Consider the following 18,125-nt stretch of genomic DNA (forward strand, 5'->3'; position numbering starts at 1 on the left):
ATCGTTCAGGTAAGGAGGTGATCCAACCGCAGGTTCCCCTACGGTTACCTTGTTACGACTTCACCCCAGTCATGAATCACAAAGTGGTAAGCGCCCTCCCGAGGGTTAAGCTACCTACTTCTTTTGCAACCCACTCCCATGGTGTGACGGGCGGTGTGTACAAGGCCCGGGAACGTATTCACCGTGGCGTTCTGATCCACGATTACTAGCGATTCCGACTTCACGGAGTCGAGTTGCAGACTCCGATCCGGACTACGACGCACTTTATGAGGTCCGCTTGCTCTCGCGAGGTCGCTTCTCTTTGTATGCGCCATTGTAGCACGTGTGTAGCCCTGGCCGTAAGGGCCATGATGACTTGACGTCATCCCCACCTTCCTCCGGTTTATCACCGGCAGTCTCCTTTGAGTTCCCGACCGAATCGCTGGCAACAAAGGATAAGGGTTGCGCTCGTTGCGGGACTTAACCCAACATTTCACAACACGAGCTGACGACAGCCATGCAGCACCTGTCTCACGGTTCCCGAAGGCACTTCCGCATCTCTGCAGAATTCCGTGGATGTCAAGGCCAGGTAAGGTTCTTCGCGTTGCATCGAATTAAACCACATGCTCCACCGCTTGTGCGGGCCCCCGTCAATTCATTTGAGTTTTAACCTTGCGGCCGTACTCCCCAGGCGGTCGACTTAACGCGTTAGCTCCGGAAGCCACGCCTCAAGGGCACAACCTCCAAGTCGACATCGTTTACGGCGTGGACTACCAGGGTATCTAATCCTGTTTGCTCCCCACGCTTTCGCACCTGAGCGTCAGTCTTCGTCCAGGGGGCCGCCTTCGCCACCGGTATTCCTCCAGATCTCTACGCATTTCACCGCTACACCTGGAATTCTACCCCCCTCTACGAGACTCAAGCCTGCCAGTTTCAAATGCAGTTCCCGGGTTGAGCCCGGGGATTTCACATCTGACTTAACAGACCGCCTGCGTGCGCTTTACGCCCAGTAATTCCGATTAACGCTTGCACCCTCCGTATTACCGCGGCTGCTGGCACGGAGTTAGCCGGTGCTTCTTCTGCGGGTAACGTCAATGACGAAGCGTATTAAGCTTCATCCCTTCCTCCCCGCTGAAAGTACTTTACAACCCGAAGGCCTTCTTCATACACGCGGCATGGCTGCATCAGGCTTGCGCCCATTGTGCAATATTCCCCACTGCTGCCTCCCGTAGGAGTCTGGACCGTGTCTCAGTTCCAGTGTGGCTGGTCATCCTCTCAGACCAGCTAGGGATCGTCGCCCAGGTAGGCCGTTACCCTGCCTGCTAGCTAATCCCATCTGGGTTCATCCGATGGTGTGAGGCCCGAAGGTCCCCCACTTTGGTCTTGCGACATTATGCGGTATTAGCCACCGTTTCCAGTGGTTATCCCCCTCCATCGGGCAGATCCCCAGACATTACTCACCCGTCCGCCACTCGCCACCCGGAAAGCAAGCTTTCCTGTGCTGCCGTTCGACTTGCATGTGTTAGGCCTGCCGCCAGCGTTCAATCTGAGCCATGATCAAACTCTTCAATTAAAAGCTTGATTTGCTTCAACTCGTGAAGCGATGCTCAAGGAAAAACGTCGTAATGAATTACGTGTTCACTCTTGAGACTTGATATTTTTTAAGCCCGGAGGCTCCGATATCAATCCTGCGAGTGCCCACACAGATTGTCTGATAAATTGTTAAAGAGCGTTGCGACGCGGCTCAGCCGTCTGTCGCGAGGTGGCGTATATTACGCTTTCCTCATCGAGAGTCAATCTTTTTTTTCGATTTTCTCTCTGTCGAGACCTTAACTTCCGGTCCTCACAGCACTCAGCGTTTTCTCGCTGTGCCCTGTCGACGGAGGCGCATTATAGGGATCCGAATTAATTGCACAAGCCTTTTTTAGATCTTTTATTTCATGTGGCGAGTTTTCGCGCATTTCGCTGAGATCACGAGCGATCCGGGGCAAAATTGGCTTGCCTGCAGGATGAAATCGCCGCAGGCTGGATAAATGACAGTAAAAGGAGAAACGATCATGACTGCCGCATTACGTTCATTTAAACAGGCAACCCCGCAATTAGGGCAACGGGTTATGGTAGATGTTACCAGCGTCGTAATTGGTGACGTTCTGTTGGGTGATGACGTCAGCATCTGGCCACTGGTTGCGATCCGGGGTGATGTAAACCGCGTGGTGATAGGAGCTCGCACAAATATTCAGGATGGTTGTGTACTACATGTCACTCACAAATCATCCGCTAACCCGACCGGTTATCCTCTTATCATTGGTGAAGAGGTTACGGTTGGGCATAAAGCAATGTTACATGGCTGCACTATTGGAAACCGCGTACTGGTTGGGATGAGTACTATTGTGCTGGATGGGGTCTGCATAGAAGATGAAGTACTGATTGGCGCAGGCAGTCTGGTGCCACCGGGGAAACGCCTGGAAAGCGGCTATCTTTATCTTGGTAGCCCGGTTAAGCAGGTACGGCCTCTGACGGAGCAAGAAATCGAAGGGTTACGCTACTCCGCCACCAATTATGTCGGCTGGAAAGATGAATATCTTGCTCAGGAAAGCCAGACCCAGCCCTGAGCATCTTCCTGTTGCTGACGGATACGCGCTTCCGCTTCTTCTTCCAGATCCCAGCGATGATGCCTGAACAGCACCATCGCCTCCCCTTCGCCAAACCGGGCTTGTAAAGTGGCAGCGTGAATCGCGCAGGTCAGATTCAGGCCGTTTGCCAGCGCAGGAAAACAGATCGCCTGCTCTGTTTCATGCCACTCCTCACGATCGGGAAAATGGATGGACTGGTTCATAGCTGCATCGCCTGCTTCAACTGAGCGATGACTGGCGTAATCGCCGGCATGACGCCATGCCACAGCTGAAACGAATGCGCTGCCTGCCCCACCAGCATTCCCAGCCCGTCTGCCAGCTGTCGGGCACCCTGCTGCTGGCACCATGACAAAAAGGAAGTCAGCTGCGCCTGATAGAACATGTCATAACAGCGCGTCTCCGGCTGAATAAGCGATTCAGGTAAGGCAGGCACATCCCCGGTAACACCACTGGAGGTGGCATTGATAATCAGATCGAAATGCTCATGGGCCAGCTCATTCAGTGCACGCGCCTGGATCGTTCCGCTCTGCCGAAAGATCTGCACCAGCTCGTCGGCCCGTGCCCGCGTACGATTCGTTAACGTTAAATGGCATCCCAGCGACAGCAGCGGCAGGATCACCCCGCGTGCCGCGCCACCCGCGCCAACCAGCAATATGCGTTCGCCAGGATTGATCATTGCAAGGCGCTGCAGATCGCTCAGCAGCCCAATGCCATCGGTATTGTCGCCAGTGATGCGCCCGTCTGATTCTTTCTTCAGGGTGTTCACCGCCCCCGCCAGCGCGGCCCGTTCGCTTAATTCATCGGCAAATTCCCAGGCCTGTTGCTTAAACGGTAACGTTACGTTCGCACCTTGCCCTCCACGGGCAAAGAAATCCCCCATCGCCTGCGTAAATCCATCAAGCGGCACACAGACACGCCCATAGCGATGGGCGATGCCGGTCTGCTCAGCAAAATAGTGGTGAATCAATGGCGACTTACTGTGTGCAATGGGATTACCAAACACTGCAAAGTTTTCCATTTATTACCCTTGTCGAATCTGTGCGCCTGTCACCACATCGCGAATTTCAGAAGGATTTAACCGGCCGCCGGTTTCACCATACAGCACAGGAAAACCCTCACCAAACTGCTGATAGACTTCCTCAACCGAACGGCAAGGCGGCTCACCGGACAGATTCGCACTGGTTGACACCAGAGGTTTACCAAAAGCCCGGCAGAGCGCCTGCACATCAGGATGATCGCTGACACGTACCGCCAGCGAATCAAAACGCCCCGTTAACCAGCGTGGTGTATGTGATGGCGCGGGCACAACAAACGTCACCGGACCCGGCCAGCAGGCGAACATCCGCTCGCGCTGAGCGACCGACAGCTCTCTGTCAGAGACGTAGGGCTCCAGCTGCGTATAATCAGCAGCAATCAGAATCAGCCCTTTTTCCACCGGCCTTTTTTTCAACGCCAGTAACGCCATAACGGCGTTTTCACTATCGGGATCGCATCCCAGCCCAAATACGGCTTCTGTGGGATAGGCGATAACAGCCTGCTGTTGCAGTTGTGCTACACAATATTCCAGCGAGCCAGGCAGAGGTTGATTTTGCATGACGTTATCTATTTCTCCAGCGCGACAGCTTTGCCGCAGCTTTTACTGGCGCAGAAGCGTTTGACGCCCTGCGCGGTTTTCTTTTCAACAAGCAGAGGGAAATGACACTGGGGACACTCCCCTTCAACCGGTGTGGCATTGACGACAAACTGACAGTCGGGATAGCGATCACAGGAATGAAAGGTTTTGCCGTAGCGGGAACGCCGCTGCACCAGCTTACCCTGGCGGCATTGCGGGCAAACCAGCGCCGTTTCATCCGGTTTATCGATCGTTTCACTGTATTCGCAGGCGGGGTACTGCTCGCAGCCGATAAACATGCCATAGCGTCCCTGACGCAACACTTTATTCGCGCCACAGGCAGGACAGGGGTGTCCTTCCAGAACTTTAACGATGTGTCCATCCGCCTGGTTTTTCAGCGGGCGAATATAGTCACATTCGGGGTAGTTTGTGCAGCCAAGAAAAGGCCCATGTTTGCCGGATCGTATCACCATGTCTGCCCCGCAAGCGGGGCAGACTTCTGGTTTACGTACAGCGAAAAGTGCTGTTTTGCTCATATAGACAGGTGCATGAAGAGAAATTTAATGCAGCATACCTTCATTGACGTCGAAAAGGAGTTCTTCCATTTGCTGATAGGCGTTTTCACATCCGGGAATGTTAAACAATACCATCAGCACCACCCATTTGAGATCTTCCAGATCGAATTCAAGAGTATCGAGCGCCATAACCCGTTCGATAACCATCTCGCGGGTTTCCAGACTCAGTACCTGAATTTGCTCCAGGAAGAGCAGGAAACCACGACACTCGGCATCTAAACGTTGCGCCTCTTCCTCGGTATAGATACGCATTGAGAGCGGATCGTTAGCCAGCAGAATCGGTGCGACGAGGCCATCCTGATAGTCAGCCAGTCTTTCTAACCAGTTCAACGCATTGTAAATATCTTCACGATGGAAACCGGCATCGGTCAAGTCATCAGTCAGTTTATCCTGATCAACGCGCATTTCAGCTTCGTTGTGGATGTAAGTTTCAAACAAGTACATAAGTACGTCGAACATGGCATGCCCTCCTCAATCGGACATAGCCGCCGGGTACAGCTGCGATCCATCCTGCTAACTCCAGCTCCAGCAGTTGGGCTGAGATAACTGGCACAGGTTGGCCGGCACGTTCAGCGACGACGTCAACAGGTGTAACCTCATCACCTACGTTAGCCAACACATCAGAAAATGGCAATGGAACATCGTCACTGTCTGGAGAATATATTGCTTCTGACGGTGTAAAAGGTAGCCAGTTAAGGTCGCTACGCAGGTCTTCCAGGATATTGTCAGGGTGCATGACCAGCATAGCTCCCTGCTGGATAAGCCAGTGCCCTCCCTCGCTGCCGCTGTTTCCTAACGCCCCGGGCAGCGCGTAAACATTGCGATTCTGCTCCAGTGCATAACGCGCCGTGACCAGCGAACCGCTTTTCAGAGAGGCTTCGACCACCAGTACGCCCTGGCTTAACCCGCTGATAATACGGTTACGCCGGGGGAAATTTGTCGCATGGGGCGTCGTCAGCAGCGGAAATTCAGAGACGATGGCACCCCCTTGTTCCACGATCGCCCGGGCAAGTTGCCGGTGCTGTCTGGGATAAAGCTGCGCTAAGCCACTGCCCAGTACGGCAATGGTCTTGCCATCGGCATCCAGCGCTGCCCGATGCGCTACGCCATCAATGCCGCGCGCCAGGCCGCTGGTAATAGTGAGTCCACAGCGGGCCAGCGCCCGCGTAAAATATTCGCCCCACTGGCGTCCATAGTGGGAAGCGTGACGACTGCCAACCACTGCCAGCTGGGGCGACGACAGCAGAGCGGGATCGCCCGCCACATAGAGCAGCAGGGGAAAACGCGCAATTTCTCTGAGTGCCAACGGATAGTGTGTGTCCAGTGCGCTGATTAAATGATGCTGTTTATTGTCCAGCCAGCAATTGACCTGCTCAATCTTGTGTGGCGCGAGCTGCCAGAACTGCTGGCGCTGCAGATCATCAAAACCGGACTGCACCAGCAGCTCATCCGTTATCTCACCAGCAGCGCATAACTTTTCAGCTTTGCGAATCAGTACTTTACTACTGATCCCTCTCACGGCTGACAGCCGCAGCCAAAACTCCACCTTTTCCATACCGCATTCCCTGTGCCTGACCGCGCTATAGTACCTGGCAATGCTGTCAATCGAGGCTCGAAAAGTCTACAATATGAGGCAGTAATCTTTTTTTTAACGAACACAGATCCGGGAATTTATGTCAGTTTTGCAGGTATTACATTATCCTGACGAGCGCCTTCGTAAAATTGCTACGCCAGTAAAAGAAGTTAATGCGGATATTCAGCGTATCGTCGATGATATGTTTGAAACTATGTATGCTGAAGAAGGTATTGGCCTCGCGGCAACGCAGGTTGATATCCATCAGCGAATCATTGTTATTGATGTTTCGGAGAACCGGGACGAACGCCTGGTACTGATTAATCCAGAGCTGCTGGATAAAAGCGGCGAAACCGGTATTGAAGAAGGTTGCCTTTCTATTCCGGAGCAGCGTGCCTTCGTGCCGCGCGCCGAGCGTGTTAAGGTGCGGGCGTTGGATCGGGACGGAAACAGTTTTGAACTGGAAACCGACGGCTTGCTGGCAATTTGTATTCAGCATGAGATTGACCACCTGGACGGTAAACTATTCATTGATTACCTGTCGCCTCTCAAGCGCCAGCGTATCAGGCAGAAACTGGAAAAACTGGCCCGCCTGAACGCGCGTGAATCCTGATCAACCTTGTGAGGGATAACTTTGTCTGATTCTTTAAAAATTATTTTTGCCGGTACACCGGACTTTGCAGCGCGTCATCTTGACGCGCTGTTTGCTTCCGATCATCAGGTGGTTGCCGTATTTACCCAACCCGATCGCCCGGCAGGCCGCGGCAATAAATTAACCGCCAGCCCGGTCAAAGTGCTCGCGCAAGCCCATAATATTCCGGTTTTCCAGCCAGGATCCCTGCGGCCAGAAGAGAACCAACGTCTTATCGCCGATCTGCAGGCTGACGTTATGGTAGTGGTCGCTTATGGGCTGATTCTGCCTGCCGCGGTGCTGGCTATGCCACGTCTGGGCTGTATTAACGTACACGGTTCCTTGCTGCCGCGCTGGCGTGGGGCTGCGCCTATTCAGCGCGCGCTCTGGGCCGGCGACAGTGAAACCGGTGTGACTATCATGCAGATGGATGTCGGTCTGGATACAGGCGACATGCTTTATAAACTGGCCTGCCCGATCACGGCTGAAGATACCAGCGCTTCACTTTACGCTAAGCTGGCTGAACTTGGTCCTCAGGGTATGTTAACAACCCTGCAGCAGCTGGCCAGTGGGCAGGCGCAGGCGGTAAAACAGGATGAGACGCAGGTGACCTATGCTGAAAAACTCAGCAAGGAAGAAGCGCGTCTTGACTGGACCCTTTCTGCCGGGCAACTCGAACGCTGTATTCGCGCCTTTAACCCCTGGCCGGTCAGTTATTTCCTGATTGAAGATCAGCCGGTAAAAGTGTGGCAAGCCAGCGTGCTGCCACACCATGACGCTCAGCCGGGCGAGATTCTGCGTGCAGATAAGCAAGGCATTCAGGTTGCCACCCATGAAGGGGTACTAAACCTTGAACTGGTGCAGCCGGCGGGTAAAAAAGCGATGGCTGTTCAGGACCTGCTGAATTCCCGGCGTGAATGGTTCGCCCCCGGCACCATTCTGGCCTGATTCTCCAGCCCGGACACTGTGCCGGGCTTTTTCGTTTGATGACAAGACACCATGAAAAAACAGACTAACCTTCGTAGCCTGGCCGCACAGCTGATCGAACGGGTTGTGGATAAGGGCGAGTCATTGAGTGCTGTGCTGCCTGGCGCGCAAAAAAAGCTTACTGATAAAGACAGCGCTCTGCTTCAGGAGATCTGTTTCGGCGTATTGCGTACGCTGCCGCAGCTGGAAGCGCTGATTAGTAAACTGATGGCGCGCCCAATGACAGGCAAGCAGCGCGTATTGCACTATCTGATAATGGTGGGACTTTATCAATTGCTGCATACCCGTATCCCCCCCCATGCTGCCCTGGCAGAAACGGTAGAAGGCGCGGAGGTTCTGAAACGCGGCAATCTGAAGGGGTTGATTAACGGCGTATTGCGTCAGTTCCAGCGCCAGCAGGAGGCATTAATAGCCGGGCTGGATCAGGGAGCGCAGCGTTATCTCCACCCCGGCTGGCTGTTGCAGCGACTGCAACACGCCTGGCCCACGCAGTGGCAGCAGATCGTGGAAGCGAATAATCACCGCCCACCGATGTGGCTACGCGTCAACCGCCAGCATCACAGTCGTGACGCCTGGCTGGCGCTGTTGCAGGAACAGGGTAAAACCGCGTTTGCGGCTGATGATGCCGCTGATGCATTACGCCTCGATACGCCTGCGGCAGTCGGTCAGCTTCCCGGTTTTGATCAGGGATGGGTGACCGTGCAGGATCTTTCCGCTCAACGCTGCGCGCTGTTCCTGGAACCGCAGAATGGGGAATCCATTCTTGATCTTTGCGCCGCGCCGGGCGGCAAAACCACCCATATCCTTGAAATTGCGCCTGAAGCCCGGGTGATGGCAGTAGATCTCGACGCACAACGCCTGAAACGCGTTAACGAGAACCTGCAGCGCCTCGGTATGCAGGCTGAGGTTTTACAGGGGGACGGACGTTATCCCGGTCAGTGGTGTGGCAATCAGCTGTTTGACCGCATCTTGCTTGATGCGCCCTGCTCCGCTACCGGCGTGATTCGCCGTCATCCCGATATTAAGTGGCTGCGCCGCGACCGTGACATTGCGGATCTTGCTGCCATGCAGCGTGAAATTCTCGATGCCATCTGGCCACGGTTAAAACGCGGCGGCACGCTGGTCTATGCTACCTGCTCGGTCTTGCCGGAAGAGAATCAGCAACAGATTAGCAGTTTTCTGCTTCGCCATGATGATGCTGTGGCTGTGGCGCTGGCCGGTGCGCCAGAACATGGCTGGCAGGTCTTCCCCCAGGTTGAGGGTGGCGATGGCTTCTTTTATGCGAAGCTGCTAAAAAAATAGAGCGACCCAACAATTTAAGAGCGATGTAAGTAATGAAAATCATCATTCTGGGTGCGGGCCAGGTAGGCGGAACGCTGGCGGAAAACCTGGTGGGAGAAAATAACGATATCACGGTGGTGGACACTGATGATTCCCGCCTGCGTCAGCTGCAGGACAAATTCGATCTGCGTGTGGTCCAGGGACATGGATCGCACCCGCGCGTGCTGCGGGAAGCGGGCGCTGAGGATGCCGATATGCTGGTTGCGGTGACCAATTCAGATGAAACGAATATGATAGCCTGCCAGATCGCTTATTCATTATTTAACACGCCCAATCGTATTGCCCGTATTCGCGCTGCTGATTACCTGCGTGATGCGGATAAATTATTTATACCGGAAGCGGTGCCGATTGATCATCTCATCTCTCCCGAACAGCTGGTCATTGAAAGTATTCACCGCCTTATTCAGTATCCCGGTGCGCTACAGGTGGTGAATTTCGCTGAAGGTAAAGTCAGCCTTGCCGCCGTAAAAGCCTATTATGGCGGCCCGCTGATCGGTAACCCGCTCTCGATTCTGCGTGAACATATGCCGCATATAGATACCCGGGTCGCCGCCATCTTTCGCCAGGATCGTCCGATTCGTCCCCAGGGCTCAACCATTGTCGAAGCAGGCGATGAAGTCTTCTTTATTGCTGCCACCCAGCATATCCGTGCCGTTATGAGCGAGATGCAGCGTCTGGAAAAACCCTATAAGCGCATCATGCTGGTAGGCGGCGGCAATATCGGTTTTGGCCTGGCCCAGCGTCTGGAAAAACATTACAGCGTTAAGCTCATCGAACGTAATCCTCAGCGCGCTGCCGAACTGGCTGAGCAGCTACAGGATACCATTGTCTTTTTTGGCGACGCTTCGGATCAGGAACTGCTGGCTGAAGAGCATGTGGATCAAACCGATCTTTTTATTGCTGTGACCAACGATGACGAAGCCAATATCATGTCGGCCATGCTGGCGAAAAAGATGGGCGCTAAAAAAGTGATGGTATTGATCCAGCGCCGGGCTTATGTGGATCTGGTGCAGGGCAGTGTGATCGACATTGCCATTTCGCCTCAGCAGGCCACAATTTCCGCGCTGCTAAGTCACGTGCGTAAAGCGGATATTGTCGGGGTTTCTTCATTGCGCCGTGGCATTGCCGAGGCGATTGAAGCGATTGCTCATGGGGATGAGACGACTTCAAGGGTGGTGGGACGTCAGATCGAGGATATTAAATTACCCCCCGGCACTATTATCGGTGCGGTAGTGCGTGGTGATGAAGTTATGATTGCTAATGACAACCTGCGCATTGAGCAAGGCGACCATGTCATTATGTTTCTGACGGACAAAAAATTCGTGCCAGACGTTGAGCGTCTGTTCCAACCCAGCCCCTTCTTCCTGTAAAACAAGGGGCCGGAGCGTCGCAGGCAGCAAAATCAGTCCGTTGCATGGTAATTCACTGAGGGTTTGTTAGAATTTAACCATTCACAGAGGCAAGGAGACCACAATGAGTTTTTTCAAAGAGTTCCGTGATTTTGCGATGCGCGGCAATGTTGTCGACCTTGCGGTAGGTGTGATTATTGGTGCCGCCTTCGGTAAGATCGTCTCTTCACTGGTCGCCAATATTATTATGCCGCCGCTGGGGCTATTGATTGGTGGGATAGATTTCAAACAGTTCAAATGGGTGCTGAAACAAGGTGCAGGCGATACACCGCCTGTTGTGATGGAGTATGGCGCCTTTATTCAGTCTGTTTTTGATTTCGTGATTGTCGCTTTCGCGATTTTTGTCGCAATCAAATTACTGAACAAGTTGCATAAAAAGAAAGAAGTCGAAAAAGCGGCTCCGACGCCTTCTGCAGAAGAGACGCTGCTGACTGAAATCCGTGACCTTTTAAAACAACGCAACGGCCAGGTATAAAGTTTAAAAACCGCCCGTTCTGAGGCGGTTTTTCTCTGGCTGATAAAGGAGAAGGCCAGGGGTAAGATGTATTTCTTACCGCTGGCCTCCTGATAGCCCGCCCTGGCATGTTTCTCTTTACGTCGATAGCTTCCTTTTCCTTTCTGACTGGTTTCAACCCGCTGCCGGAACAGAGGATCATGCAATAACGCCTCGATGGCATTATCCCGTATCTGACCTTTTTTGTGTTGATAGCGACTCATTGTTCTCTCCTGTGAATAAGAACGGAATTATAGTATGAACGCTACAGGCTGCAATCAAATCATTGTCGTTGCAGAGACGAACCCATCTTCACAGGGATTTCACGATCTATCATCTGCTGCTTTTGATAAAAGTAAATCGTATCGGGTGTAACTCCCGTCAGCTTCGTCAGTTGTCCCGATAAGGTACTACATAGCTACTTCTCCTGACTGAAGCGCTGTTTAATCGCATCCGTATAGGGGCTGCGTAAAAAGTCGGTATTCACACCGGCCTGATGCAAACTTAATTCCATCAGCGCCAGCCGTTTGCTCTGCTCGGTATAACGCTTATCGTCAGGCTCAAGATGACGTAACAGGTTGTTCAGTTCTATCGCCTCGCGCCGCATTTCCAGCTCCGGAGGCAAGAAACCGCTGTTTTTCAACAGGCGAAAAGCGGTGCGCAGTTCTGGCGGAACCTGACTGTCATCATCCAGATGCAAAGGTGCGCCCTCTCCGGGCAAATTACTGAGTTCCCCCTTTTCCAGGGCAGCCTGAATCTGTTGCTCAGCGAGTTTATCAATTAACCACATAAGGGCCTCCTGAAGCGGGCTATCAGTATCAGCATAGCGAAGGCGAAGAGGAAGTGAAGGGGAAAACCGAGGCAATAAAAAACCCGCCGAAGCGGGTTTTTCATGATGCTACAAATTACTCTGCAGCAGCTTCTGCTTGAGCTTCTGGACGATCAACCAGCTCGATGTATGCCATCGGAGCGTTGTCACCAGCGCGGAAGCCACACTTCAGAATACGAGTGTAACCACCAGCACGGCTCGCGAAACGCGGGCCCAGCTCATTAAACAGTTTTGCCACGATCTCGTTATCACGAGTGCGGGCGAATGCCAGACGACGATTAGCTACGCTGTCGGTCTTGGCAAGAGTAATCAGCGGCTCAACTACGCGACGCAGCTCTTTGGCTTTCGGCAGAGTCGTCTTGATGATCTCATGACGAACCAGAGAGCCAGCCATGTTACGGAACATAGCCTGACGATGGCTGCTGTTGCGGTTCAGTTGACGACCACTCTTACGATGGCGCATGACCTTATCCTTCTCAGTGAAACCTTAACCTGTGATCCGGTTATTCATCAGCAATGCTTGCTGGCGGCCAGTTCTCAAGGCGCATGCCCAGAGAAAGACCACGTGAGGCAAGCACATCTTTAATCTCAGTAAGAGATTTTTTACCAAGGTTAGGCGTTTTCAGCAACTCAACCTCGGTACGCTGTACCAGATCACCGATGTAGTGGATAGCTTCTGCCTTGAGGCAGTTAGCAGAGCGGACAGTCAATTCCAGATCGTCAACAGGGCGCAGCAGGATCGGATCGAATTCTGGTTTCTCTTCTTTAACTTCTGGCTGACGTACATCACGTAAGTCAACGAAAGCTTCCAGTTGTTCTGCCAGGATGGTTGCCGCACGACGAATCGCCTCTTCAGGATCGATTGTGCCGTTGGTTTCCATTTCGATGACCAGCTTATCCAGGTCGGTGCGCTGTTCTACACGCGCTGCTTCAACATTGTAGGCAATACGGTCTACAGGGCTGTAGCAAGCGTCAACCAACAGACGGCCGATTGGGCGCTCATCTTCTTCCGAATGAATTCGGGCAGAAGCCGGCACATAACCACGACCACGCTGAACTTTGATACGCATGCTAATAGATGCATTGTCATCGGTCAGATGGCAGATCACGTGCTGCGGCTTGACGATTTCGACATCACCATCATGGGTGATATCGGCTGCAGTCACAGGGCCAATGCCAGATTTATTCAGCGTTAAGATGACTTCATCTTTACCCTGAACTCTTACCGCCAGCCCTTTCAGGTTGAGCAGGATCTCCAGGATATCCTCCTGAACACCCTCTTTGGTGCTGTACTCATGAAGTACACCATCAATTTCAACCTCGGTCACCGCGCAACCCGGCATGGAAGAAAGCAGAATACGGCGCAGTGCGTTACCAAGAGTATGGCCAAAGCCACGCTCTAAAGGCTCAAGGGTCACCTTGGCGTGCGTCGAACTCACTTGCTCGATATCTACCAGGCGCGGTTTTAGAAACTCTGTCACAGAACCCTGCATTGTGTCCTCTCTTTGGTACTAAGCTTTACTTGGAGTAAAGCTCGACGATCAGGTGTTCGTTAATGTCCGCAGACAGATCAGTACGTTCAGGTTTACGCTTGAACACACCTTCCATCTTAGTCGCATCAACTTCCAGCCAGGTTGGCTTTTCACGCTGCTCAGCCAGCTCCAGAGCGGCCTTCACGCGAGATTGCTTTTTGGCTTTCTCACGGATGCTTACGACATCATTCGGAGATACCTGATAAGAAGCGATGTTAACAACGCGGCCGTTTACCATGATAGATTTATGGCTAACCAGCTGACGTGCTTCTGCACGCGTAGCGCCAAAGCCCATACGATAAACTACGTTATCCAGACGGCCTTCCAGCAGAGTTAACAGGTTTTCACCCGTGTTGCCTTTCAGACGTGCTGCTTCTTTATAATAGTTACGGAACTGACGCTCCAGCACACCGTAGATACGACGAACTTTCTGCTTTTCACGTAACTGACCGCCGTAATCAGACAGACGCGGTTTACGCGCACCATGCTGACCAGGGGCTTGTTCAATTTTACACTTGGTATCGATCGCGCGAACGCCAGACTTAAGGAATAAGTCAGTGCCCTCACGACGGCTCAGCTTGAGCTTAGGACCCAAATATCTTGCCATTTTCTTTCTCCAACTATCCTAAAAAACGGGCGTTATACGCGACGTTTTTTCGGCGGACGACAACCGTTGTGAGGGATCGGAGTCACATCAGTAATATTAGTGATGCGGAAACCTGCGGCGTTCAGAGCACGAATGGTAGATTCGCGACCCGGACCCGGACCCTTAACCATAACTTCCAGGTTCTTAATACCGTAATCTTTCACGGCTTCTGCACAGCGCTCTGCAGCGACCTGAGCAGCAAACGGCGTAGATTTACGTGAACCGCGGAAACCGGAACCACCGGCGGTTGCCCAACCCAATGCGTTACCCTGACGATCAGTAATGGTAACGATAGTGTTGTTAAAAGAAGCATGGACATGAGCCACGCCATCTGAGACTTGTTTTCTTACACGCTTACGTGCACGAACTGGTGCCTTTGCCATTATTTACTCACCCCGATTATTTCTTGATCGGTTTGCGCGGACCCTTACGGGTACGTGCGTTGGTCTTGGTACGCTGACCGCGAACCGGCAGACCACGACGATGGCGCAAACCACGATAGCAACCAAGGTCCATCAGACGCTTGATGCTCAGGGTGATTTCACGGCGCAGATCACCTTCAACAACGAACTTAGCAACTGCATCACGCAGCTGATCAATTTGTTCTTCAGACAGCTCACTGATCTTAACATTTTCAGCAATGCCCGTTTCAGCACAAATGGCTTTCGAACGAGTTTTGCCGATACCGTAGATCGAAGTTAATGCGATAACGGTGTGTTTATGATCAGGAATGTTAATGCCTGCTATACGGGCCACTATGCACTCCTATGATTTAATAAATGCGTGTCCCATGCTGAAAAGCCCGTTTTCAGGATACTCAAATGGAAACGCACTAACATACAAAAGATTGGCTGGCTAATCTAGCCAGCTCAACCCAACTTTGCAAGAAAAATATGTGAGAAAATCAGCCCTGGCGCTGTTTATGCTTAGGCTCGGCGCTGCAGATCACACGTACGACACCGTCGCGGCGAATGATTTTACAGTTACGACATAATTTCTTGACGGAAGCACGAACTTTCATTTTTACTCTCCGTAACTTCTCAAGCGCCTGAATTAACGGCCATAGCCTTTCAGGTTAGCTTTCTTCAATGCAGACTCATATTGACTGGACATCATCAGAGTTTGCACTTGAGCCATAAAGTCCATGATGACGACCACTACGATCAGCAGTGAGGTACCGCCAAAGTAGAAAGGTACTTTCATCGCATCACGCATGAACTCCGGGATCAGGCAGATAAAGGTAATATACAGCGCACCGATTAAGGTCAGACGCGTCATTACTTTATCGATATACTTCGCCGTTTGCTCTCCCGGACGAATTCCCGGTACGAATGCACCAGACTTCTTCAGGTTATCTGCTGTTTCACGCGGGTTGAACACCAACGCCGTATAGAAGAAACAGAAGAAGATGATTGCAGTCGCATAGAGTAGCACATAAAGCGGCTGTCCTGGCTGCAAATACAGCGAAATTGTTGTCAGCCAGTTCCAACCGGTACCGCCCCCGAACCAGGATGCTATCGTCGCCGGGAACAGGATAATGCTGGAAGCAAAAATAGCCGGGATAACACCCGCCATATTCACTTTCAACGGTAAATGTGTGCTCTGTGCAGCGTAAACACGACGACCTTGCTGACGTTTCGCGTAGTTCACCACAATGCGGCGTTGACCACGCTCAACGAAAACAACGAAGAAGGTTACTGCAAATACGAGAACTGCAACCAACAGCAACAGGAGGAAGTGTAGGTCGCCTTGCCGCGCTTGCTCGATGGTATGGCCAATGGCCGGCGGAAGCCCCGCAACAATACCGGCGAAGATTATGATAGAGATACCGTTACCGATACCTCGTTCAGTAATCTGTTCGCCCAGCCACATCAGGAACATGGTCCCGGTGACGAGGCTTACAACAGCGGTAAAGTAGAATGCAAAGCTCGGATTAATCACCAGGCCTTGCATTCCCGGCATATTCGGCAGACCGGTAGCAATACCGATCGACTGAAAAATTGCCAATACCAGGGTGCCGTAACGGGTGTACTGGCTAATCTTACGACGGCCAGCCTCCCCTTCTTTCTTAATCTCTGCTAACGCGGGATGAACCACCGTCAGCAACTGGATAATAATCGATGCCGAAATATATGGCATGATACCCAGTGCGAAGATTGAAGCACGGCTGAGAGCACCACCAGAGAACATGTTGAACATTTCAATGATGGTGCCACGCTGTTGCTCAAGCAGTTTAGCAAGTACAGTGGCATCGATACCAGGGATCGGAATAAAAGAGCCAATGCGGAAGACAATCAGCGCACCGATTACAAACAACAGTCTGCGTTTCAGTTCACCGAATCCACCTTTGGCGCTTTGAAAATCTAATCCCGGTTGCTTAGCCATCTGCTACTTATTCCTCAATTTTACCGCCAGCAGCTTCGATTGCAGCACGAGCACCTTTGGTGACACGCAGACCGCGAACCGTTACCGGTGCAGAAACTTCACCAGACAGAATCACTTTCGCGAATTCAATCTGAACACCGATAATGTTGGCCGCTTTCAGCGTGTTCAGGTCAACGATACCGCCTTCCACTTTCGCCAGGTCCGACAGACGAACTTCTGCCGTAACCATTGCTTTGCGAGAAGTGAAACCGAATTTCGGCAGACGACGGTACAGAGGCATCTGACCACCCTCGAAACCGCGACGTACGCCACCACCAGAACGTGAGTTCTGACCTTTGTGACCACGACCACCGGTTTTACCGAGGCCAGAACCGATACCACGACCCAGACGCTTAGGTGCGTGTTTAGACCCTTCGGCCGGAGACAGAGTATTTAAACGCATCTGTTACTCCTCCACTTTAACCATGTAGGAAACCGCGTTAACCATACCGCGCACTGCAGGCGTATCTTCACGCTCAACGGTATGACCAATACGACGCAGACCCAGGCCAACCAGAGTGGCTTTATGCTTAGGCAAACGGCCGATTGCACTGCGGGTTTGAGTAATTTTAATAGTTTTTGCCATCGTGATTACCCCAGAATTTCTTCAACGGATTTACCACGCTTGGCAGCGACCATTTCCGGAGATTTCATATTGCCCAGGCCATCGATAGTTGCACGAACCACGTTGATCGGGTTAGTAGAACCATAGGCTTTAGCCAGAACGTTATGAACTCCAGCGACTTCCAGGACGGCGCGCATTGCACCACCGGCGATGATACCGGTACCCTGTGAAGCGGGCTGCATGAATACACGGGAACCTGTGTGAGCACCTTTAACCGGGTGCTGCAGGGTACCGTCAGTCAGCGCGACGTTAATCATATTGCGACGGGCTTTTTCCATCGCTTTCTGGATCGCTGCCGGAACTTCACGCGCTTTACCGTAACCAAAACCTACGCGGCCGTTACCATCACCCACTACAGTCAGTGCGGTGAAGGAGAAAATACGACCACCTTTAACAGTTTTAGATACACGGTTTACCGCGATCAGTTTTTCCTGCAGTTCGCCAGCTTGTTTCTCGATGTGTGCCATCTTAGACCTCTACCTTAGAACTGAAGGCCAGCTTCACGGGCAGCATCTGCCAGTGCCTGGACGCGACCATGATATTGGAAACCGGAACGGTCGAAAGAAACATTGCTAATGCCTTTTTCGATAGCGCGCTCAGCGAGTGCTTTACCCACAGCAGCGGCGGCTTCTTTATTACCGGTATACTTCAGTTGTTCAGTGATAGCTTTTTCTACAGTAGAAGCAGCAACCAGAACTTCGGAACCGTTCGGGGCGATTACCTGTGCGTAAATGTGACGCGGGGTACGATGTACCACCAGGCGAGTAGCACCCAGCTCTTTGAGCTTGCGACGTGCACGGGTCGCACGACGGATACGAGCAGATTTCTTATCCATA

At 52.3% G+C, this 18,125-nt stretch carries 24 protein-coding genes, 1 rRNA gene and 2 pseudogenes; 6 read left to right on the forward strand and 21 right to left on the reverse strand.

Annotated elements, in window-relative coordinates; translation table 11 throughout:
• Window positions 1-10: 10 nt before the first annotated feature.
• Window positions 11-1,552 (reverse strand): 16S ribosomal RNA (locus E0E17_RS05200).
• A 484-nt stretch (window positions 1,553-2,036) separates the two neighbouring features.
• Here E0E17_RS05200 and E0E17_RS05205 point away from each other — a divergent pair.
• Window positions 2,037-2,591, forward strand: coding sequence for a gamma carbonic anhydrase family protein (locus E0E17_RS05205; RefSeq protein ID WP_130832166.1), 555 nt, complete (start codon window positions 2,037-2,039; stop codon window positions 2,589-2,591).
• On the opposite strand, the gene E0E17_RS05210 is transcribed toward E0E17_RS05205, so the two are convergent.
• The 6 genes from E0E17_RS05210 to dprA are packed head-to-tail and all read right to left on the reverse strand — an operon-like array spanning window position 2,567 to window position 6,354.
• The gene (locus E0E17_RS05210; RefSeq protein ID WP_130832168.1) at window positions 2,567-2,815 is read right to left on the reverse strand and encodes a DUF1488 family protein; all 249 of its coding nucleotides are present in this window, start codon (window positions 2,813-2,815) and stop codon (window positions 2,567-2,569) included. The genes E0E17_RS05205 and E0E17_RS05210 overlap by 25 nt on opposite strands.
• A complete protein-coding gene (gene aroE, locus E0E17_RS05215; protein ID WP_130832170.1) occupies window positions 2,812-3,630 on the reverse strand; it encodes a shikimate dehydrogenase in 819 nt (272 codons plus the stop codon). Before aroE ends, E0E17_RS05210 begins: the two co-directional genes overlap by 4 nt.
• A gap of 3 nt (window positions 3,631-3,633) precedes the next feature.
• A complete protein-coding gene (gene tsaC / locus E0E17_RS05220) occupies window positions 3,634-4,206 on the reverse strand; it encodes an L-threonylcarbamoyladenylate synthase type 1 TsaC (protein ID WP_130832172.1) in 573 nt (190 codons plus the stop codon).
• Window positions 4,207-4,214: 8 nt separating this feature from the next.
• Window positions 4,215-4,760 (reverse strand): DNA topoisomerase family protein, encoded by a 546-nt coding sequence (locus E0E17_RS05225; protein ID WP_130832174.1) that lies wholly within the window; start codon window positions 4,758-4,760, stop codon window positions 4,215-4,217.
• 24 nt (window positions 4,761-4,784) lie between these two features.
• The gene (smg, locus tag E0E17_RS05230; RefSeq protein ID WP_130832176.1) at window positions 4,785-5,258 is read right to left on the reverse strand and encodes a DUF494 family protein Smg; all 474 of its coding nucleotides are present in this window, start codon (window positions 5,256-5,258) and stop codon (window positions 4,785-4,787) included.
• A complete protein-coding gene (dprA, locus tag E0E17_RS05235; protein ID WP_130832178.1) occupies window positions 5,230-6,354 on the reverse strand; it encodes a DNA-protecting protein DprA in 1,125 nt (374 codons plus the stop codon). The genes smg and dprA overlap by 29 nt, the downstream gene beginning before the upstream one ends.
• Window positions 6,355-6,472: 118 nt before the next feature.
• Between dprA and def the strand changes: the two genes are divergently transcribed.
• The 5 genes from def (at window position 6,473) to mscL (ending at window position 11,215) form a co-directional block, all read left to right on the forward strand.
• Window positions 6,473-6,985, forward strand: coding sequence for a peptide deformylase (def, locus tag E0E17_RS05240; RefSeq protein WP_130832180.1), 513 nt, complete (start codon window positions 6,473-6,475; stop codon window positions 6,983-6,985).
• 21 nt (window positions 6,986-7,006) lie between these two features.
• On the forward strand, window positions 7,007-7,951 hold the full coding sequence (fmt, locus tag E0E17_RS05245) for a methionyl-tRNA formyltransferase (protein ID WP_130832182.1): 945 nt from the start codon (window positions 7,007-7,009) through the stop codon (window positions 7,949-7,951).
• Window positions 7,952-8,002: 51 nt separating this feature from the next.
• Window positions 8,003-9,292 carry a 16S rRNA (cytosine(967)-C(5))-methyltransferase RsmB gene (rsmB, locus tag E0E17_RS05250; RefSeq protein WP_130832184.1) on the forward strand — a complete coding sequence of 430 codons (1,290 nt, stop codon included), beginning with the start codon at window positions 8,003-8,005 and terminating at the stop codon, window positions 9,290-9,292.
• A gap of 32 nt (window positions 9,293-9,324) precedes the next feature.
• Complete coding sequence (gene trkA / locus E0E17_RS05255; protein ID WP_130832186.1) at window positions 9,325-10,701, forward strand: Trk system potassium transporter TrkA; 1,377 nt, start codon at window positions 9,325-9,327, stop codon at window positions 10,699-10,701.
• Between the two features lie 103 nt (window positions 10,702-10,804).
• Window positions 10,805-11,215, forward strand: a complete 411-nt coding sequence (gene mscL / locus E0E17_RS05260) for a large-conductance mechanosensitive channel protein MscL (RefSeq protein WP_130832188.1) — start codon at window positions 10,805-10,807, stop codon at window positions 11,213-11,215.
• Between the two features lie 44 nt (window positions 11,216-11,259).
• On the opposite strand, the pseudogene E0E17_RS05265 reads toward mscL, so the two are convergent.
• From E0E17_RS05265 to rplR, 14 genes and pseudogenes are all read right to left on the reverse strand, one after another.
• A pseudogene (locus E0E17_RS05265) lies at window positions 11,260-11,457 on the reverse strand (alternative ribosome-rescue factor A); the annotation flags it as partial.
• A gap of 55 nt (window positions 11,458-11,512) precedes the next feature.
• Window positions 11,513-11,627, reverse strand: a pseudogene (gene zntR / locus E0E17_RS20630) (Zn(2+)-responsive transcriptional regulator); the annotation flags it as partial.
• 24 nt (window positions 11,628-11,651) lie between these two features.
• Window positions 11,652-12,023, reverse strand: a complete 372-nt coding sequence (locus E0E17_RS05275; protein WP_130832190.1) for a DnaJ family domain-containing protein — start codon at window positions 12,021-12,023, stop codon at window positions 11,652-11,654.
• Window positions 12,024-12,138: 115 nt separating this feature from the next.
• Window positions 12,139-12,525 carry a 50S ribosomal protein L17 gene (rplQ, locus tag E0E17_RS05280; protein WP_003850180.1) on the reverse strand — a complete coding sequence of 129 codons (387 nt, stop codon included), beginning with the start codon at window positions 12,523-12,525 and terminating at the stop codon, window positions 12,139-12,141.
• A 40-nt stretch (window positions 12,526-12,565) separates the two neighbouring features.
• Window positions 12,566-13,555: a DNA-directed RNA polymerase subunit alpha gene (locus E0E17_RS05285; protein WP_033741519.1), complete on the reverse strand. Its 990-nt coding sequence runs from the start codon at window positions 13,553-13,555 to the stop codon at window positions 12,566-12,568.
• A gap of 25 nt (window positions 13,556-13,580) precedes the next feature.
• Window positions 13,581-14,201, reverse strand: coding sequence for a 30S ribosomal protein S4 (gene rpsD, locus E0E17_RS05290; protein ID WP_130832192.1), 621 nt, complete (start codon window positions 14,199-14,201; stop codon window positions 13,581-13,583).
• A gap of 32 nt (window positions 14,202-14,233) precedes the next feature.
• Complete coding sequence (gene rpsK, locus E0E17_RS05295; protein ID WP_004160563.1) at window positions 14,234-14,623, reverse strand: 30S ribosomal protein S11; 390 nt, start codon at window positions 14,621-14,623, stop codon at window positions 14,234-14,236.
• A 16-nt stretch (window positions 14,624-14,639) separates the two neighbouring features.
• On the reverse strand, window positions 14,640-14,996 hold the full coding sequence (gene rpsM, locus E0E17_RS05300) for a 30S ribosomal protein S13 (protein ID WP_130832195.1): 357 nt from the start codon (window positions 14,994-14,996) through the stop codon (window positions 14,640-14,642).
• Window positions 14,997-15,144: 148 nt separating this feature from the next.
• A complete protein-coding gene (rpmJ, locus tag E0E17_RS05305) occupies window positions 15,145-15,261 on the reverse strand; it encodes a 50S ribosomal protein L36 (protein WP_004160566.1) in 117 nt (38 codons plus the stop codon).
• Window positions 15,262-15,293: 32 nt separating this feature from the next.
• Window positions 15,294-16,625 (reverse strand): preprotein translocase subunit SecY, encoded by a 1,332-nt coding sequence (gene secY, locus E0E17_RS05310; protein WP_130832197.1) that lies wholly within the window; start codon window positions 16,623-16,625, stop codon window positions 15,294-15,296.
• A gap of 7 nt (window positions 16,626-16,632) precedes the next feature.
• Window positions 16,633-17,067, reverse strand: a complete 435-nt coding sequence (gene rplO / locus E0E17_RS05315; protein WP_130832199.1) for a 50S ribosomal protein L15 — start codon at window positions 17,065-17,067, stop codon at window positions 16,633-16,635.
• Between the two features lie 3 nt (window positions 17,068-17,070).
• Complete coding sequence (gene rpmD, locus E0E17_RS05320; protein ID WP_031376672.1) at window positions 17,071-17,250, reverse strand: 50S ribosomal protein L30; 180 nt, start codon at window positions 17,248-17,250, stop codon at window positions 17,071-17,073.
• 5 nt (window positions 17,251-17,255) lie between these two features.
• A complete protein-coding gene (rpsE, locus tag E0E17_RS05325; RefSeq protein ID WP_130832200.1) occupies window positions 17,256-17,756 on the reverse strand; it encodes a 30S ribosomal protein S5 in 501 nt (166 codons plus the stop codon).
• A 14-nt stretch (window positions 17,757-17,770) separates the two neighbouring features.
• Complete coding sequence (gene rplR / locus E0E17_RS05330) at window positions 17,771-18,124, reverse strand: 50S ribosomal protein L18 (protein WP_130832201.1); 354 nt, start codon at window positions 18,122-18,124, stop codon at window positions 17,771-17,773.
• Window position 18,125: the final 1 nt, after the last annotated feature.

It is taken from the genome of [Erwinia] mediterraneensis (assembly GCF_900604315.1).
In the GTDB taxonomy this organism is placed as follows: Bacteria; Pseudomonadota; Gammaproteobacteria; order Enterobacterales; family Enterobacteriaceae; genus Pantoea; species Pantoea mediterraneensis_A.

What these genes read in the sequence shown, in the direction of transcription:
- E0E17_RS05205 (WP_130832166.1), top strand. Translation starts at nt 2,037, where the DNA reads ATGACTGCCGCATTACGTTCATTTAAACAGGCAACCCCGCAATTAGGG.
- E0E17_RS05210 (WP_130832168.1), bottom strand. Translation starts at nt 2,815, where the DNA reads ATGAACCAGTCCATCCATTTTCCCGATCGTGAGGAGTGGCATGAAACA.
- aroE (WP_130832170.1), bottom strand. Translation starts at nt 3,630, where the DNA reads ATGGAAAACTTTGCAGTGTTTGGTAATCCCATTGCACACAGTAAGTCG.
- tsaC (WP_130832172.1), bottom strand. Translation starts at nt 4,206, where the DNA reads ATGCAAAATCAACCTCTGCCTGGCTCGCTGGAATATTGTGTAGCACAA.
- E0E17_RS05225 (WP_130832174.1), bottom strand. Translation starts at nt 4,760, where the DNA reads ATGAGCAAAACAGCACTTTTCGCTGTACGTAAACCAGAAGTCTGCCCC.
- smg (WP_130832176.1), bottom strand. Translation starts at nt 5,258, where the DNA reads ATGTTCGACGTACTTATGTACTTGTTTGAAACTTACATCCACAACGAA.
- dprA (WP_130832178.1), bottom strand. Translation starts at nt 6,354, where the DNA reads ATGGAAAAGGTGGAGTTTTGGCTGCGGCTGTCAGCCGTGAGAGGGATC.
- def (WP_130832180.1), top strand. Translation starts at nt 6,473, where the DNA reads ATGTCAGTTTTGCAGGTATTACATTATCCTGACGAGCGCCTTCGTAAA.
- rsmB (WP_130832184.1), top strand. Translation starts at nt 8,003, where the DNA reads ATGAAAAAACAGACTAACCTTCGTAGCCTGGCCGCACAGCTGATCGAA.
- trkA (WP_130832186.1), top strand. Translation starts at nt 9,325, where the DNA reads ATGAAAATCATCATTCTGGGTGCGGGCCAGGTAGGCGGAACGCTGGCG.
- mscL (WP_130832188.1), top strand. Translation starts at nt 10,805, where the DNA reads ATGAGTTTTTTCAAAGAGTTCCGTGATTTTGCGATGCGCGGCAATGTT.
- E0E17_RS05275 (WP_130832190.1), bottom strand. Translation starts at nt 12,023, where the DNA reads ATGTGGTTAATTGATAAACTCGCTGAGCAACAGATTCAGGCTGCCCTG.
- rplQ (WP_003850180.1), bottom strand. Translation starts at nt 12,525, where the DNA reads ATGCGCCATCGTAAGAGTGGTCGTCAACTGAACCGCAACAGCAGCCAT.
- E0E17_RS05285 (WP_033741519.1), bottom strand. Translation starts at nt 13,555, where the DNA reads ATGCAGGGTTCTGTGACAGAGTTTCTAAAACCGCGCCTGGTAGATATC.
- rpsD (WP_130832192.1), bottom strand. Translation starts at nt 14,201, where the DNA reads ATGGCAAGATATTTGGGTCCTAAGCTCAAGCTGAGCCGTCGTGAGGGC.
- rpsK (WP_004160563.1), bottom strand. Translation starts at nt 14,623, where the DNA reads ATGGCAAAGGCACCAGTTCGTGCACGTAAGCGTGTAAGAAAACAAGTC.
- rpmJ (WP_004160566.1), bottom strand. Translation starts at nt 15,261, where the DNA reads ATGAAAGTTCGTGCTTCCGTCAAGAAATTATGTCGTAACTGTAAAATC.
- secY (WP_130832197.1), bottom strand. Translation starts at nt 16,625, where the DNA reads ATGGCTAAGCAACCGGGATTAGATTTTCAAAGCGCCAAAGGTGGATTC.
- rplO (WP_130832199.1), bottom strand. Translation starts at nt 17,067, where the DNA reads ATGCGTTTAAATACTCTGTCTCCGGCCGAAGGGTCTAAACACGCACCT.
- rpmD (WP_031376672.1), bottom strand. Translation starts at nt 17,250, where the DNA reads ATGGCAAAAACTATTAAAATTACTCAAACCCGCAGTGCAATCGGCCGT.
- rpsE (WP_130832200.1), bottom strand. Translation starts at nt 17,756, where the DNA reads ATGGCACACATCGAGAAACAAGCTGGCGAACTGCAGGAAAAACTGATC.
- rplR (WP_130832201.1), bottom strand. Translation starts at nt 18,124, where the DNA reads ATGGATAAGAAATCTGCTCGTATCCGTCGTGCGACCCGTGCACGTCGC.